The organism is Kribbella sp. CCNWLW201, assembly GCF_037203805.1.
GTDB lineage: Bacteria > Actinomycetota > Actinomycetes > Propionibacteriales > Kribbellaceae > Kribbella.
In genome coordinates this window covers 689,906-706,013 of sequence record NZ_JBBCBQ010000002.1, presented here as the reverse complement: position 1 = coordinate 706,013, position 16,108 = coordinate 689,906, and the positions used below count along the sequence as shown (strand labels likewise).

General features: G+C 67.7%; 13 protein-coding genes. 3 read left to right on the top strand and 10 right to left on the bottom strand.

Annotated features, from left to right (window positions below):
* Window positions 1–342: 342 nt before the first annotated feature.
* On the top strand, window positions 343–948 hold the full coding sequence (locus V9K99_RS13135) for a response regulator transcription factor (protein ID WP_337001840.1): 606 nt from the start codon (window positions 343–345) through the stop codon (window positions 946–948).
* On the opposite strand, the gene V9K99_RS13130 is transcribed toward V9K99_RS13135, so the two are convergent.
* From V9K99_RS13130 to V9K99_RS13085, 10 genes are all read right to left on the bottom strand, one after another.
* A complete protein-coding gene (locus tag V9K99_RS13130; RefSeq protein WP_337001841.1) occupies window positions 927–2,618 on the bottom strand; it encodes an ABC transporter ATP-binding protein in 1,692 nt (563 codons plus the stop codon). The two genes, V9K99_RS13135 and V9K99_RS13130, sit on opposite strands and share 22 nt — an antisense overlap.
* Entirely contained in the window at window positions 2,615–4,267 is a 1,653-nt protein-coding gene (locus V9K99_RS13125) for an ABC transporter ATP-binding protein (RefSeq protein WP_337001843.1), read from the bottom strand. The genes V9K99_RS13130 and V9K99_RS13125 overlap by 4 nt, the downstream gene beginning before the upstream one ends.
* The gene (locus V9K99_RS13120) at window positions 4,264–6,183 is read right to left on the bottom strand and encodes a prolyl oligopeptidase family serine peptidase (RefSeq protein ID WP_337001845.1); all 1,920 of its coding nucleotides are present in this window, start codon (window positions 6,181–6,183) and stop codon (window positions 4,264–4,266) included. Before V9K99_RS13120 ends, V9K99_RS13125 begins: the two co-directional genes overlap by 4 nt.
* 187 nt (window positions 6,184–6,370) lie before the next feature.
* Entirely contained in the window at window positions 6,371–6,505 is a 135-nt protein-coding gene (locus tag V9K99_RS13115) for a SapB/AmfS family lanthipeptide (RefSeq protein ID WP_132210032.1), read from the bottom strand.
* A gap of 5 nt (window positions 6,506–6,510) precedes the next feature.
* Window positions 6,511–9,090 (bottom strand): class III lanthionine synthetase LanKC, encoded by a 2,580-nt coding sequence (gene lanKC, locus V9K99_RS13110; RefSeq protein ID WP_337001853.1) that lies wholly within the window; start codon window positions 9,088–9,090, stop codon window positions 6,511–6,513.
* A gap of 237 nt (window positions 9,091–9,327) precedes the next feature.
* Window positions 9,328–9,873 carry a hypothetical protein gene (locus tag V9K99_RS13105; protein WP_337001855.1) on the bottom strand — a complete coding sequence of 182 codons (546 nt, stop codon included), beginning with the start codon at window positions 9,871–9,873 and terminating at the stop codon, window positions 9,328–9,330.
* Window positions 9,874–10,201: 328 nt separating this feature from the next.
* A complete protein-coding gene (locus V9K99_RS13100) occupies window positions 10,202–11,263 on the bottom strand; it encodes an ABC transporter ATP-binding protein (protein ID WP_337001857.1) in 1,062 nt (353 codons plus the stop codon).
* Window positions 11,260–12,024 (bottom strand): molybdate ABC transporter permease subunit, encoded by a 765-nt coding sequence (modB, locus tag V9K99_RS13095; protein WP_442914710.1) that lies wholly within the window; start codon window positions 12,022–12,024, stop codon window positions 11,260–11,262. Before modB ends, V9K99_RS13100 begins: the two co-directional genes overlap by 4 nt.
* Window positions 12,025–12,062: 38 nt before the next feature.
* Window positions 12,063–12,839 (bottom strand): molybdate ABC transporter substrate-binding protein, encoded by a 777-nt coding sequence (gene modA, locus V9K99_RS13090; RefSeq protein ID WP_337001859.1) that lies wholly within the window; start codon window positions 12,837–12,839, stop codon window positions 12,063–12,065.
* Complete coding sequence (locus V9K99_RS13085; protein WP_337001861.1) at window positions 12,839–13,267, bottom strand: TOBE domain-containing protein; 429 nt, start codon at window positions 13,265–13,267, stop codon at window positions 12,839–12,841. The genes modA and V9K99_RS13085 overlap by 1 nt, the downstream gene beginning before the upstream one ends.
* 67 nt (window positions 13,268–13,334) lie before the next feature.
* Here V9K99_RS13085 and V9K99_RS13080 point away from each other — a divergent pair, with 67 nt between their 5' ends.
* Both V9K99_RS13080 and V9K99_RS13075 read left to right on the top strand, forming a co-directional pair.
* Window positions 13,335–15,257, top strand: a complete 1,923-nt coding sequence (locus V9K99_RS13080; RefSeq protein WP_337001863.1) for an acyl-CoA dehydrogenase family protein — start codon at window positions 13,335–13,337, stop codon at window positions 15,255–15,257.
* Window positions 15,250–15,876 carry a hypothetical protein gene (locus V9K99_RS13075; RefSeq protein WP_337001865.1) on the top strand — a complete coding sequence of 209 codons (627 nt, stop codon included), beginning with the start codon at window positions 15,250–15,252 and terminating at the stop codon, window positions 15,874–15,876. The genes V9K99_RS13080 and V9K99_RS13075 overlap by 8 nt, the downstream gene beginning before the upstream one ends.
* Window positions 15,877–16,108: the final 232 nt, after the last annotated feature.

The window sequence follows — 16,108 nt, the reverse complement described above, 5'->3', positions numbered from 1 at the left end:
ATGGTCACGCCACGGTAACGGCACGACCTGAGTCATCCTGTGCGACCTCGGCCCGGAGCGCAAGACCATTCACCGAATCTGCCCCGGTTTTTTCTTCCCCTTGACGTACCGAAACCCCAACAACAGAACGGTTTCCCGTTCCGAACGCCCTTGTTTGAGCGTCGCGCACCAGGGGTAGTCAAACGCTCGAAACAACCCGGTTTCCACCCTCGTGAACACCTGCAACCGACCGGTTTCCCGATGTCGGCGTGTCATCTGGGCGGTTGAGTCGTTGATGAAGCACGGGCACCGCCGCCCGGGCTGCTGGGGGGCGGTCGATGAGGCGACGGATGTGATGGGGGCATGGCGGTGATCCGAGTGGCTCTCGGCCATCGCGGCACGTTGGTGCGTGGTGCACTGGCCGCGGTGCTGGCAAGGGAGAACGATCTGGACGTGGTGGCCGAGCTCGACCGCTCGGAGGACGTCCTGCACGTGGCCGGGCGCCGGCCGCATGTCGTGCTGCTCGATCCACAACTGCCTGGGCGGATCCGGATCGAGGACCTGTGCCGGAAACTGACCGGCCCCGGCGTCCTTGTCCTGATCGATCACGAGGCGATCGCCGCGACGAGCCTGGCCCTGGTGAAGCAGGCTCCGCGGATCGGCCTGATCGCGACGGATGCGACGATAGACCAACTGGTACAGGCGGTTCGCGACGTGGCGAAGGGTTTGCCGGTGGTCGACGTACGCCTCGCTGTCGCTGCGTTGAAGGCCGGTGACAATCCGCTGACCGATCGCGAGTGTGAGGTACTCCGGCAGACCACCACCGGGGCCACCGCGCAGGAGATCGCCCGCACCCTGAGCTTGAGTGCCGGAACAGTTCGCAACTATCTGTCCCGCATCCTTGCCAAGACCGGCGCGCGGAGCAGGATCGAGGCGATCCGGAAGGCTCAGGACGCCGGCTGGATCTGACTCTGCTGAGAAGGTGTCCAGTGGCCGTGGAGTTCGCGGTATTGGCGGGACGTGCGCATCAGCATGGCGTGCGTTCCGACGGTCGCCTTGTTGCCGTCCAGGACCAGGGTGCGCCGCGCCCGAAGGGCTGAGCTGATCCGGTGCGCGATCACGATCAGCGTGCCGCCGCGTTTGGCGAAGGCCTCCTCGGCCCGCCGCTCAGCTTCCGGATCCAGGAAGCAGGTCGCCTCATCGAGTACGACGAGAGGCGCCGGTGACAGGTATGCACGAACGAGCGCGATCAACTGGCGTTCCCCGGCCGACAACTCACCTGGCTTCACCACTGCGGCCAAACCGCCGATCCGCTCGATCAACGCGCCCGCCCCGACCGCCTCGACCGCCTCCGCAACCTCCAGTGCTGTTGCATCAGGCAACAAATAGGTCAGGTTGTCCAGCACCGAAGCGCTGAACACATACGCCTCCTGCGGAATCAGCACCCGCGTCGCCGCCAACCGCTCCGTGGTCAGATCAGCAGGTGGTACGTCGCCCAGCAGTAAACGGCCACCGGTTGGTCTGAGCATCCCGCAGACCAACCCGGCCAACGTCGACTTGCCGATCCCGCTCGGCCCGACGACCGCGAGATGCTCGCCCTCGGCCACTGTCAGCTCGAGGTTGTCGAGCACCGGCTCGGCGTTGGGTCCGTAGGCGAAGGTCAGCCCACGCATCCGCACCTGATACCCATGCACCACGTCGACCCGCCTCGGCCGCTCCGCCGGCGCCGCCGTGTCGAGGATCCGCCCGAGCGTGATCACGTACCGCAGACCGCTGTCACCCAACGCACTAAGCACCGTATTGAGCGCGGGCTGCAAACCGATCAGCACATACGTGAGCCCACCGAGCAGCGTGCCGGTGCTCATCCCGCGCCCAACCAGCCACGGCCCGATCGCCAGCAGGATCAGCAACGGCAACCATCCACCAACCGCGAAACACAGTGTCCGGAGAGCCGCGACCTTGGCCAATGCGCGCTCCGCTGTCGCGTGCGCCTCGATCGGTTCGCCGACCAGTTTCTCGGCGTACTCCTCGGTCCCGGTCGCCGTGATGTCCCGTACGCCGCCGAACACCATCCCGGCCGAGGCCGCCAGCTCCTCGTCCGCCTGCAGCGACGCCCGGACCCGATCCGCCGCCATCCCCAACACTGCCAGCGACAACGCGAAACCGAGCAGGAACGGCGGTACGACGAACGCCGCGACCATCGGCGCCAACGACAACAGTCCAGCCAGGACGCCGAACAACGTGACAGCGAAACTGCGGATCACCAGGACCAGGCCGGCGAAGGTGTCCCGGACGATCTCCACCTGGCGGTTCAACCGGGCCACGGCACTGTCGTCACCGGTGCGCAGTGCGTTGGCGACAACTCGTCGTACCAGATCGTCTCGGACGGGCTCGACCAGATCGCCGAGCCGGCCGTAGACCTGCTTCGCGCCGGCCGAGCCCAAGCACGCGGCCGCGATCAGTCCGCCAAGCCAGGCGATGCCGTGCCAGGCGTGCCCGGCGAGGAAGTTGTCCGTTGCTCGCGCGACTGCGATCCCGTACACAGCGGTCGGCAGGATCTCCGGAATCGACCACGCGACCAGCTTCAGGGTCGAGCGGTTCCGGAGTGCGCCGGCGCCGTACGAGAGTTCGCGTCTCAACCGAAGACCTCGCGGTAGGAGGAGTTCTGCCAGAGGTCGGCGTGCGGGGCGACGGCGCGCACCTGGCCGCGGTCGAGCCAGACGACGAGATCGGCGCGGGCGGCGGTCGCTGAGCGGTGAGTGATGATGAGCCGGGTGCGGTGGTGCCGGTCCTCGGTGAGGGTGCGGCTGATCTGCAGTTCGGTCGCGGTGTCGAGGCTCGAGGTCGCGTCGTCCAGCACCAGCAGACGGCTCGCCGACCAGGCGCGGGCCAGGCCGAGCCGTTGCCGCTCACCTCCGGACATCGGTGCCTTGCGCAACGAAGTGAAGTACCCGTCGGGCAGCCGGCTGACGAAGTCGTGCGCATGCGTAGCGCGCGCGGCCGCCAACGTCCGCACCGGGCTGACGGCCTTCGGGTCGATCGCCTCACCGATCGTCCGTCCGACGAGTTGCGGGCGTTCGAACGCGCACCCGACCGCGCTGCGCAGCGCCCGTCGGCTGACAGCCTGCAGCGGTACGCCGTCCAGCGACACCTGACCGTTCGACGGGTCACGCAGCCGCGCGGCGACCGCGGCGAGCACCGACTTCCCGGCACCGCTCGGACCGACGACGGCCACGGTTGCACCACCGGGCAGATCGAGAGTCACGTTGTTCAGCAGGACATTCCCGCCGGCGACCACGCTGACACCGTCGAACGTCAGCTGACCAGGGCCGCTCGGAATCGGCAACGTCCCATACGCGATGGTTTCCGTCGACAACACCTCAGCCGCCCGGTGCACACCGGCGCGGGCTCGGGCGATCTCCCCGATCACGCCGGTCAGGTTGCCCAGGCCGGCGCCGAGTACCGCGTACTGGGAAGCGGCGAAGAGTTCGCCGGCCGTGATCCGGCCGGACACGAGTTGGAGACCACCGACAGCCAGTACGGCGACCAGCACGAGCGGACCGACGACCGCGGCCTGTGCGCCGGATCGGGCCAGGATGCGCCAGGTGACGACGCCGTGTTTGTGGAGCTCGGGCAGCAGACCGAGGATGCGCCGCTCCTCGCGGGACGTCGTACCAGCGGCGGTGATCGTGCGGATGCCGGTGAGCGATTCGGACAGGAGCGAGGCGATGCGGCCCTGCGTCTCCTGGTACGCGAGACTGACGTCCGCCGTACGTCGGGCGAAGGTCCAGAGGACCGCGATCACGAGCAGCACGCCGCCGAAGAAGGCCGCGGCGAGCCAGGGATCGATCACCGCCAGTAGGACGAGGCTTCCAAGAGGCGGAGCGATGGCGGCGATCGCGGTGACGGCGGCCGGTCCGGACTGGGCGGCGTCGGTCGCGTTCGCGGAGACACGGGTGACCAGGTCACCGGTCTCGAAGTCGCGGGTGCCCTCCGGTCCGCCGTGGACGATCTGTTTGACCAGGCGGTGTCGCAACCAGGCGGTGGTTTCGGCGACACAGGCGGCGCCGGCGAAGGCGTCGATGAGGCTGGCCGCGATACCGAGCGCGATGAGTCCCGCGGCTGCGATCAGCCATTGGGTGTAGCCAGTTCCGGCGACGATCGAGTCGACCGAACGGCCGAGGATTGTCGGCAGGGCGAGGGTGACACTGCTGCCGATCAGGGCGTTCAACCCGATCAGTGGCAACCAGCCCCGGCCGTGCTTGACCACCGATCCGAAGGTGATCATGAGTCCAGCCCGGTCTGCTCGGCGACGAAGGCGAGCATGTCGGCCGCGAGGCTGATTCCCTTGCCGGCTGACGCGGTCACGTGACCTGCATCCGGGTCGAGTCTGAAGAGCACCGGGCGTGGACTGTCGGTTGCGTGCTGAAGCGCTGCGGTGAGTTTCCTTGCGTGCAAGGGATCCACACGGGTGTCGTTGCCGAACACAGTGAACAGCACGGCCGGGTACTTCACGCCATCGACGACTCGGTGGTACGGCGAGTACGACAGCAGGTTCTCGAACTGCGTTGCATCCTTTGCGGTCCCGAACTCCGGCACCCAACGCTTGCCCATCCCGGACAGCTCGTATCGGACCATGTCGGTCAACGGCGCTGAGCAGACCGCAGCCGCAAACAACTCCGGGCGTTGGGTCAGCGCGGCGGCGACGAGCAGGCCGCCGTTCGACTCACCACAGAGCGCGAGCTGGTCCGGCGTGGTCCAGCCTTCCGCGATCAGGTGCTCGGCCGCGGCGATGAAGTCGTCGAAGACCTTCTGCTTCTGGTCGAGGGTGCCGTCTTGGTGGGAGGCGCCGTCTCCTCGGAGGGTGGCTGTGACGAAGACGCCGCCGGCCTCGACCCACGCGAGGGTGAATGCTGAGTACGTCGGGGTGAGTGCTTGGCCGAAACCGCCGTACCCATAGAGGATCGTCGGACGCGGTCCGCGGTCGCCCGGCTTGGCGATTGCGAGGAGGTGGAGCTCGGTCCCGTCAGGCGCGGTGCAGGTCAGTTGGTGCGACTTGGCCTCCGCGGTCGAGCCGGGCGCTTGCGACCAGAGCGTCGTACGGCCGGTTGTGTCGTCGTAGCAGTAGACGGCCGATGGCGTGACGCTGTCGGTGTAGCTGAACCAGGCTTGGCTTCCGCCGTCCGGGCGAGCGGTCAGGGAGCCGATCGAGCCGACGCCGGGCAGGTCGACTGCGCCGATCCGCTTGCCGGTCGCGCGATTGTGAACTTCGATCTCGCTGGTGGTGCTGACGAGCAGTACGTCGTCGAGGATCGCGAGGCCGGTCAGCGGTGCGTCCGGGCTGATGTACTCGTGCCAGACACGCGGGATGGCGGGATCGCCGATGCAGATCCGGCCGGTCGGGGCGCCCTTCGTGGTGACGACGTACAGGCGGCCGTCGGGGCCGACGGACATCACGGTGAGCGCGTCGACGCCTTGCTGGACCGGCGTGGGCGGCTCATCGGTGCTGAGGTCGGCCAGCCAGAGGTCGTTCGCCGTACCGCGGACCGCTGAGATCGTCAGCCAGCGACCGTCATTGCTGATCTCCAGCCCGTACGACGCTTCGTCGGCGAGGACCGTGGTGTCGTCGCTGCTGCCGAGGGTGTGGCGTCGTACCTGGCGGAAACGCACGTAGTAGAAGGACTTTCCGTCCGGGAGCCAGGCGATCGGGGAGTAGCGGCAGCCGTCGATCGGGCCGTCGACCAGCTGTCCGGTGGTCACGTCGAGGACGTGGAGGACGGACTGCTCGTTCCCGCCTCGGGAGACCTGGAACGCGATCAGGCTGCCGTCGGGGGATGGTTGCCAACTGTCCAGCGTGGTGAGACCGGTCGGGTCGAGCTGCATCGGGTCGACGAGGATCGCTTCGTCGGCGTACAGGACGGGATGTTGCTGGCCGGGGCTGCGGCGGAGGGTGAAGCAGCGGGTGCCGCGCCAGGTCGGGGTCGAGACAGTGCCGACGTTCGAGAGGGACTGCACCCGGGTGCGGAACCGGAATCGGCCGGTCAGAGTGGCGGCGTGATTCAGCCAGAGCTCGTCCTGGCTCTCCTGCCACCGCTGCGTCTCGGTGGACGTCGCGTCCTCGAGCCAGCGGTACGGGTCCGCGACGGGGTGGCCGTGCACCTGCTCCACGAGCGGGAGCCGCTCGGCGCATGGATAGGACTGCACGGGATTACTCCTTCCGATCAGAAGGTGGGCCGAGGCTGTGGTGAGCGCACGGGCCGAGCGGGCGAGCGCTGCGGCCCGATTGCCCGACTGCTCGGCTGTCCGGCGAACCGGGCTGAATGCAGGTTCGGCCCTGGGTGGGAATTGCCGCCCACCCAGGGCCTTCAGAACCTGGTTGCCCAGGGACCGATCAGTGGCAGAGCAGAAGGCTCAGGTTGCTCGGGCGCTGCGAAGCGCAGCCCAGCACGGTCAGCGTGGAACCACCGTGGTGGTGGCCGCCGCCGTAGCCCGGGGTCTCCAGACCCTGAAGGTCGAGAAGTGCCATGTTTGTTACACCTCCTTAGGTGCAGATCGTCGGGACATGGACTCGGACCACTGGGGAGGTCCGAGGAACGGGAGGGACACCGGCGCGTCGTGCAGCGCGGTTCCCAGAGCCAGCAGGACGCCGGCCGATCCGGTCGCCAGGTCCATCGAGAGACGGAGCAACTGGTTTCCGGGGAACGCGAGACCGCCCTTGAACGGCATCGCGTGCCAACCGAGCCCGTACACCAGGTCGTCGACCGTTGCCTGCTCCTCGCCGAGTGCGGCGGCGGTCAGGAGCAGACCGGCGCGACCCATGAACAGGCCGGGCTGGACGTAGTAGGAGCAGTGCGTCACTCGCTGGAGCTCAGCTCGAACGGTCTCGAGCTCTTCGGAGGGGCGATGGCGCAGATACCGCTCGAGGACCAGCGCGACGCCCGCTGATCCCTCCTCGAGGTAGGGGAGCGTCCGCCAGCCCTGGTTGACCTGACGCATGCCGTCGTCGGTCTGGACGGTTCGTTTCAGATCTTGCCTGAGTGCGATCTCGGCCAGGTCGAGCAGACCTGTGTCGCCGAGCTGCTCGTACGCTTCCAGGAACAACAGCGCCGGTCCCGACGATCCGTACATCAACCCGGCCCGCGCATGCTGACCGCCACTGATCTCCGGTACGTCGTTCACGTCGCCGAGCCGGTCAGCGACCAGATCGAGCACCCTGACCGCTTTGGCTCGCAGGGCCGGCTCGGTGTCGAAGTGCAAGAGGTTCAGGCCGATGCCGGCGAGCCCGGAATGCAGTCCGAGCTCGCGGGAGCTCCAGTCGTCGGCGAGAGTGCGGTCGACCAGGTCCAATGCGTCCTGGCGGTACCCGAGCTCGTCGAGCACGTGCGCTACACCGGCCAAACCGTCGTACAGTCCGGGCCCGGTCTCCGTGTCCAGGCTGCGCTTGCGCAACCAGTCGTCGTACTCGGGGAAGCGCCCGGCGCCGGTCTTCGCGAGTGCGTACAGGACGCCCGCCGCGCCGGTCGCGATGTCGATGCCGCCGCCGTCGCGGAACTGCGCGATGTCGCCGGGGAACAGCCGGTCGGTCCGCTCGGGCGTCGCGCTGGCGACGATGGACCTCGTGAGTGCTTCGCGTACGTCGGACCACTCAGCCTTGCCGGGCAGCGGGACGTCGGCCAGGTCGTTCGTCTGGTTGGGACAGATGGTCCGAACCGCTTCGTCGATCGTTGCTCTGGGCACCGGGAACGTCTCGGTGATCATGTCGGCGAGCTGGTGCGCCTTGCCGGGGTGGAGATTCAGCAGGATCGTTGCCTGCGGGGCGTACACGCCGAGCGCGACGCACGCGAGCGCGTACCGGTCCACGTCGACACCCTGACGATCCGGCGGTGCCGCGTAGCCCGGGTGGGCGAGTGTCGACCGCGCCTTGTCCTCGGCCCGGGTCGCGACCTCGAAGTCGATCAGGGTCAGCCGGCCGTCGCCGTCGAGCAGAACGTTGTCCGGGTGCAGGTCGCAGAACACGACTCCGCGACCGTGCAGCTGCCCGACCGCATCCTCGACCTTTGCGACCATGGCGGTGGCCCACTCGGCGTACTCCGCCTTCTCGGCGTCGGTCGCATCCGGGTGGGTCAGGGGATAGCGCCGTACCAACTCTCGCTGCAGGGACACCGAATCGATGTGCTCCTGCACGAGGAAGTGATGCTCACCGAGCTGCAGATAGTCATGCGTCCTCGGTACGACGTCCAGGCCGTCGAGCTGCTCGAGGATGTTGCGTTCGTGGCTGACCCGGGCGACCGCGTCCCGGCCGGCCATGTCGAGACCGGCGTACGGACGGCCCTCTTTGAGGACAACGCGTTCGCCGGTCTCGTTGTGGTGGCCGAGGTACACGCCGCCGCCGTTGGAGAACTGGATGACACCGTCGATCGTGTACGCGAGGTCGTTGGTGGTGACCGCGTTGCGCGCGTCGAGATGCGGCTGCAGGAACGCCGGCAGCGTGATCCACGGCGGCACCGAGAAGGTCGGACTGCGATGGTCGGGAACGAGCCGGCCCTGATCGTCCTCGAGGGCGAGCACCCGCTCACCGGTCGGCGAGAGACAGAACCTGCTCACGAACGCGCCGTACCGGACGAACAGCGGACCGTTGCGGTAGCGCAGATCGCTCAGAATATAAGGGCCTTCGACACCCTCGAGGACGTCGTCGAGCTCCTTGAGGACCAGCTCCAGCTGCGTCTCGTCCGCCGGGTAGATCGTCACCAGCTTGCCGCTCGAACCACGCGGCGCGGACTTCGAGTTGACCATCACCAGCACGGGCTCGTTGCGCAGGAACTTGAACGCGATGCCGCGCGGCACGCAGTACTCCCAGACGGCCTCGAGCGTCCGCTCCACATCGGCCAGCCGGGCGCTCACATGGATCTTCCAGCCCTGCTGCGGCAGCTGCAGATCGCTGGGCGCGTAGTGCATCCAGGTCTCGCCCGGGACATGCTGCCAGCCGGCCGGAACCTCCCGCGCACACAGCGCGAAATCCGGATGCTGAGCACCACGATTGGCCGGCGTCTCGTAGAACGTCCGATCCGCCAGGCAATAGAACTCGTAACTCTCCTGCGCTCCGTCACGCATAACCGTCCGACCCCCCTTCCGTGGTGCCCCGCACATCTTGGGCACCCCACCGGGGGTCGTCGTAGTGCACGATGTCATCACTCTGATGTGAAGAACCCACATACTACGAGTGAGTAACTAAACACTCTTCGTTACTGGACTGCGCGCTCTGAGCGTGGAACCTGCTGTTACACCATGTCAATTGATGCCGGTGAGATCACAGGCCGTAACTTCGCCGCACCTTACTCGTGCGATCGGCTAGCTCAGTCCCAGAGCCTCCGTCATGACGGCGCAGAACAGGGCCAGGTCGGACTCGAGGTTCGGGTGCGGTCCCCGGTTGACGAGGATCTCCCTGCCGATGAGCTCGTCGCCGTCGAAGGTCTCGCGGAAGACGATGTTGCCCGCGCCCAGGAGGACGACGCCGTCGGCGGTGCGCAGCATCCCGGACAACCCGCTGACGACGAACTCGAGCGTGTGCACGCCGTCCGGGTCGCCCGCGACGAGCGTGTCGGAGACCAGCCCGGCCGCGCGCCGGACGACGGTGGCGCCGGTGTCCGGGTTCGTGTACGTGACCTTGACCTCCGAGACGCTGCGGGTGCCGACCGGCTGGTTGGGTGCAAGGAACACCGTGCCCGTGACGGAGACGGTGACGTCCACCGCCTCGCCGGTGCCACAGAAGTTGCCCTCGGTGGACGACTCCGTGAAGCTGAAGTGATTGACATCAGGATTGGCGGCCATCGCCGACGACACCGACCCCAGCACGAGCGCGACGACGAGTCCGACCACCAGCGCGAACCTGCGCATCGGTCCTCCCCATTCGTGGTTCTATCCCCGGCAGCGAACCCGTTCGCCGGCCCGGGCACCTCATTCCGGCCAGAGCGCGAACCAGGCAACTCCGCCGACACGATGCCGACCCCACCGGCACCCTTCCCACCCACACACGATCACCACGGCGACATCCGCGGCATCCCGCCTCCAGCAAACGCCCACCCACCCTCCCTGTACACCAGTCGACGCCCCCTGATTTCGGCTGCCCCTTCAGTAGTGTCCCGCTGTGAGAACCGACCGCGACGACCAGTCAACGCTCTGGAAGATCCCTGTGCTCGCGTCCCGCTGAGCACGGGTGGGTTGGTTAGCTGGGGTAGGTGTGGATTTCGGTGGCTTTTAGGGTGGCGTGGAGGGGTTGGCCGGGGGATAGGTGGAGGTCGGCTACTGCGGCGGGGGTTATGTCGGCCAGGAGGTCGGCTGGGCCGGTGGGGGTGGCTGTTAGGCGGACTCGGACTGTGTGGGCGTGTTGTTCTATGCCGGTGACTACTGCGGGCCACGTGTTGCGGGGGCTGCCTGATGGGGGTTCGACGTACAGGCTGACGGCAGTGGGCGGGAAGGCCACGTGGACTGGGCCGGTGGCGGGTTCGGCGAGCGTGATGGTGCCGCCGTCGGTCAGGCTGACTGTGGTGCCGGCGGCGGTGCCTCGGTAGAGGTTGAGGCCGACCAGTTGGGCTACGTAGTCAGTGCGGGGACGGCGGGCTATCTCGGTGGGTCGGCCCTCCTGGACGACGCGACCGTTCTCCACGATGACCAGGCGGTCTGCGAGGACCATGGCGTCGAGTGGGTCGTGGGTGACGAGCAGTGTGCGACCAGGGAACCGTTGTAGGTGCTGGCCCAGCTCCGCACGCACGTGGAGCGTCGTACTGGCGTCCAACGCGGCCAGCGGCTCGTCCAGCAGCAACACCTCAGGGCTAGTCGCCAGTGCCCTGACGAGGGCTACTCGTTGGGCTTGGCCGCCCGAGAGGGAGCGAGGGCGCGTGCGTGCGTACGACGCCAGTCCGACGGCGTCCAGCCACCGCAGAGCCTCGGCCCGGGCCGCGTGCTTGTCGACGCCGCGGGCGCGGAGTCCGAAGGCTACGTTCTCCAGTGCGCTGAGGTGGTCGAACAGCAGATAGTCCTGGAAGACCACACCGATCGGCCGGCGGTCCGGCGTACGGAAGGTGCGGGGAGGCTCGTCCCACACCTCGTCGTCCAGTGCGACGCGTCCAGCGCCGACAGGCAGCAGACCGGCGATCGCACGAAGGGCAGTGGTCTTGCCAGCACCGTTGGGGCCGAGCAGCGCCACGACCTCGCCCGGCTCGACCGACAGGTCCAACGAGAGATCGAAGGATCCACGGCGTACCCGCACGTCGGCGTACAGAGTCATCGCAGCCCACTGATCCAACGCTCGCGCAGGGACGCCAGTACGACGACCGACACGAGTAGCAGCACAAGACTGAGTACGACGGCCACGTCAGGGTCAGTCTCCAACGCCAGGTACACCGCCAGCGGCATAGTCGTCGTACGGCCAGGCAGATTGCCCGCAAAGGTGATCGTGGCGCCGAACTCACCGAGTGCCCGAGCCCAGCACAGTACGGCGCCTGCCATGACACCCGGCGCGATAGACGGCAGCGTGACACGGCGGAACGTCAGCCAGCGACCTGCACCGAGTGTCGCGGCGGCCTCCTCGTACCGGGGGTCAGCAGCACGCAGTGCGCCCTCCACCGAGATCACCAAGAAGGGCATAGCGACAAACGCCTCGGCAACGACCACTCCGGCTGTTGTGAAGGGCAGGGAGAAGCCAAACCAGAGGTCCAGATGCTCACCGATCAGTCCGCGTCGTCCAAGGACCAGCAACAACGCAACGCCACCCACCACCGGCGGCAGCACCAGAGGGACGGTGACAAGGGCGCGAATCAGACCGCGCCCGGGGAGGGACGCTCGGGCAAGCAGCCAAGCCAGTGGGATGCCCAACACGAGGCAGACCAGGGTTGCGAGCGTTGCGCACAGCAGAGACAGTCGCAACGCCTGCCAGACGTCCGCACTGAACAGACGGCTCGGCAGCGTCGACCAGGGCGCTCCGATCAGCAGACCGATCAGTGGGATCAGTAGGAAGGCCAGTCCGAGCAGAGCAGGCAGCAGGAGCACGAGGGGCAGCCGCCCACTCGTGCTCCTGCGCCTGCGACTCACGGCGCGCTGAACCCGGCAGCGATGAGGACTGCCTTGCCCTGGTCGGAGAGGATATACGCGACGAAGGCCTTGGCGCCGTCGGGGTTCGGGGCTTTGGTCAGCGTGGCGATCGGGTACTCGTTGATCGCCTTGTCGGCCTCGGGGAACTCGATGCCCTCCACCTTGTCCTTGGCGGCGAGTACGTCGGTCTTGTAGACGAGTGCCGCGTCGACCTCACCGAGGCTGACCTTCGTCAGCGCGGCCTTGACGTCCTGCTCCAGGCTGTCCGGCGCGGGCGTGATCCCGACTGCCTTGAAGACCTTGTCCGCCGCGGCCCCGCACGGCACCTGAGCGGCGCACAACGCGATCTTCTTGTTCTTGTCCGCGAAGTCCTCCAGCCCGGTGATCTTGCCAGGGTTGTCGGCTGGTACGGCGATCTCCAGCGTGTTCTGCACGAACGTCGTCGGAGTGTTCTTGTCTGTCACCTGATCCATGTTCTTCGGTGCCGCCGAGGCGAACACGTCCGCGGGCGCGCCCTGGTTGATCTGCTGCGCCAGCGCCGAGCTGCCGGCGAAGTTGAAGGTCACCTTCACACCCGGGTGCGCCTTCTCGAAATCCTTACCGAGTTGCGTAAATGACCCGGTCAACGAGGCCGCCGCGAACACGTTGATCGTGCCGGACAGGTTCGCCGTGCTGGAACCGCTTGATGACGCGGCCGGGCTGTCGTCGCCGCAGGCGGCCAAGGTGAGCGCAGCGACGGCGGCGAGCGCGACGAGCGCGGTACGGCGGAACATCAGGCCTCCGGGATCTCGACGACGACATGGGTGGACTTGATCGAGGCGACCGCGACCACACCTGGCTCCAGCCCGAGCTCGTCGGCGGCCTCGCGACTCATCAGCGACACGACGCGGAACGGCCCGGCCTGCATCTCGACCTGAGCCATCACGCCGTCCTTGACGACGCGGGTGACGATTCCCCGCATCCGGTTGCGCGCCGAGGCCGCGGTGGTGGCGCCCGGCTCGGGCGACTCCGCCAGCTGCTGGGCGAACGCGGCGAGCTCGCCCCCGTCGATCGCCATCCGGCCACCCGCCTGAACTGACGGCAGCCGGCCCTGCTCCACCCACCGTCGCACGGTGTCATCACTGACCCCGAGGAGCGAGGCCGCCTCACTGATCCGCAATTTCGGCACGATCGACATTCTAATGCCGCAGATGCGGATCATGACTCGAGTTGTCCACAGTCACAGAGTGGTGACGGAAAGTGCTGGCGGATCCGCATAAGTTAAGGGCATGAGGACATCGGGGTTGCGGGACTACCTGGACGGGCCGCACAAGGCGGCGCGGGACGTCGTGCGGGCTGGGCTGGCCGCCGACGCGGAGCTGTTCGAGCTGGCCGTCAGGCTGCCGCGGGACGAGTACCGCGACAAGGTGCTCGAGCTGCTGCAGCGGATCACCGCGGAGGGCAATCCAGCGCGTGGTTTCCCGAAGGAGTTCGGCGGTGAGGGAGATCTCGGCGGGTTCATCGCCGGGTTCGAGACACTCGCCTTCGGGGACCTCTCGCTGATGGTCAAGGCCGGGGTGCAGTTCGGGTTGTTCGCGGGCGCGATCCTGCACCTGGGCACCGAGCGGCATCACGAGCAGTACCTCGCCGACGCGATCGGTGGCCGGCTGCTCGGATGCTTCGCGATGACCGAGACCGGCCACGGCTCGAACGTCCAGGCGCTCGAGACGACGGCGACGTACGACGATTCGACCGGGGAGTTCGTCGTCCACACGCCGACGCCGGCCGCCCGGAAGGACTACATCGGCAACGCCGCGCGGCACGGGCGGATGGCGGCGGTGTTCGCGCAGCTCGTGGTGGGCGGTGAGACTCACGGAGTGCATTGCCTGCTTGTTCCGATCCGGTCGGAGGACGGTACACCGATGCCGGGCGTGACGCTGTCCGACTGTGGACCGAAGCTCGGGCTGAACGGGGTGGACAACGGGCGGATCGTCTTCGACCAGGTCCGGGTGCCACGGGAGGCGCTCCTCGACCGGTACGCCCAGGTCGATGCTGAGGGCAACTACGCCAGTGAGATAGAGAACCCGGACCGCCGGTTCTTCACCATGCTCGGGACGCTGGTGCAGGGCCGGGTGTCTGTCGGTGGTGCGGCGATCAACGCGAGCAAGGTCGCGCTCACGATCGCGATCCGGTACGCCGCGGAGCGACGGCAGTTCGGTGCTCCAGGGAGTGCTGACGAGGCGCTGCTGCTGGACTATCGGATGCATCAACGCAGGTTGCTGCCGCTGCTCGCCCGGACCTACGCGCTGCACTTCGCTCAGGCGGAGTTGGTGGACGAGTTCGCCCGGATCTTCGGCGACAGCAGCAACGAGCACGACCGGCGTGCGCTCGAGGCACAGGCGGCCGGGACCAAGGCGCTCGGGACGTGGCACGCGACCGAGACGATCCAGACCTGTCGCGAGGCGTGTGGCGGGGCCGGCTACCTGGCGGAGAACCGGTTGGCGACGCTGAAGGCGGACACCGATGTGTTCACCACCTTCGAGGGCGACAACACCGTCCTCATGCAGCTGGTCGCGAAGGGTCTGCTGACGGACTACCGGGAGTCGTTCGGCAAGCTCGATCCGCTCGGGACGGCCAGGTTCATCGCGGCGCAGGCGGTCGAGATCGCGGTCGAGAAGGCGGCCCTGCGACCGTTGATCGAGCGGCTGCGGGACGTCGTACCGAATCGGAGTGACACGGCCGACCCGGATGCCGGGTTGCGAGACGACGCGTACCACTCGGGGCTGCTGCGGTTCCGGGAGGAGCACATGCTGTCCGGGGTCGCGCGGCGGTTGAAGGCGGGGATCGATGCGGGTGACGAGCCGTTCGACGTGTTCAACCGGTGCCAGGACCATGTCATCGCGGCCGGGAAGGCGCACGTGGACCGTGTCGTGCTCGAGGCGTTCCAGGCCGCCGTACAGGATGCACCGGAGGAGATCCGGGAAGAATTGAAGGACGTCTACGACCTGCATGCCCTGGCGACGATCGAGGCGCAGCGGGCCTGGTACCTCGAGCACGGGCGATTGTCGCCGGGAAGATCGAAGGCGATCACGGCTCTGGTGAACGAGTTGTGTGCCGCCGTGCGGCCGGTCGCGGTGGACCTCGTCGACGCTTTCGGCATACCGGGCGCGGCGGTCGATGTGCCCATGGTTGTACCGTCGCAGCATGAGTGAGCCGATCGAACCCGCGTCGGCCGCCGAGGCCGCCCGTGAACTCGCCCGGGTGCTGCTGGAGCAGGCCGACGCTCTGGACCTGCACGACCTGCGGGCCACCGGCGCGATCGAGAACGTCCGGGTCCAGTCCCGGGCGCTCGCGGACGCCATCCACGAGCGAGGCTGGGGCGACATCTTCCTCGGGATCGACTCCTACGACCCCGACGAACTGGACGACCTGCCGCTCGGGCCGGACGACTTCGACGATCCCGCGGACTACCGGGAGATGGTCGAGGGCGGCGGCCTGGACGACCTCGACGAGCTGGAGGAGCCGCTGCTGCCGGAGAACGGCGTCCGGCTCAGCTACCAGGCGCGGTACGACTTCGTGGTGACTGATCCGGAAGCGTTCGTGCGGTACGTCCGGAGCCGGGCGGACGAGGCGCAGAACGACGAGGTGATCGACGACATCGAGGACGCCCAGTCGGCGTTCGAGCTGCTCTGCTACCTCGACGGCCTCGGCTCCAAGGACTACGACAACGCCGGCCTCACCCCAGCCGGCGGCGAAGAGTCACACAAGATCGTCGAGTTCTCCCTCTGGGACCTAGACCCCACCCGCCGCGACGACACCTACCCGTACTAACCCAACCCCAAGCGGCCTGCCCCGAGAACCACCTCGGGCGCAGGCCGCTACTGCGTTCCGCCCGCGGCACAGGCTGGGCGCGTGAGCTGACCGTGGAGTCGGGTGAGGGGCGTACCGACGAACGGGTAGTGGTCAAGCCAGGTCAGGGCGACCCGACGACGTCAAGGCGGGATGTTTGCAGGGCCGTTGGCGCCGATCCGACCACTACCCGTTCGTCGGTACGGTCGGCTGT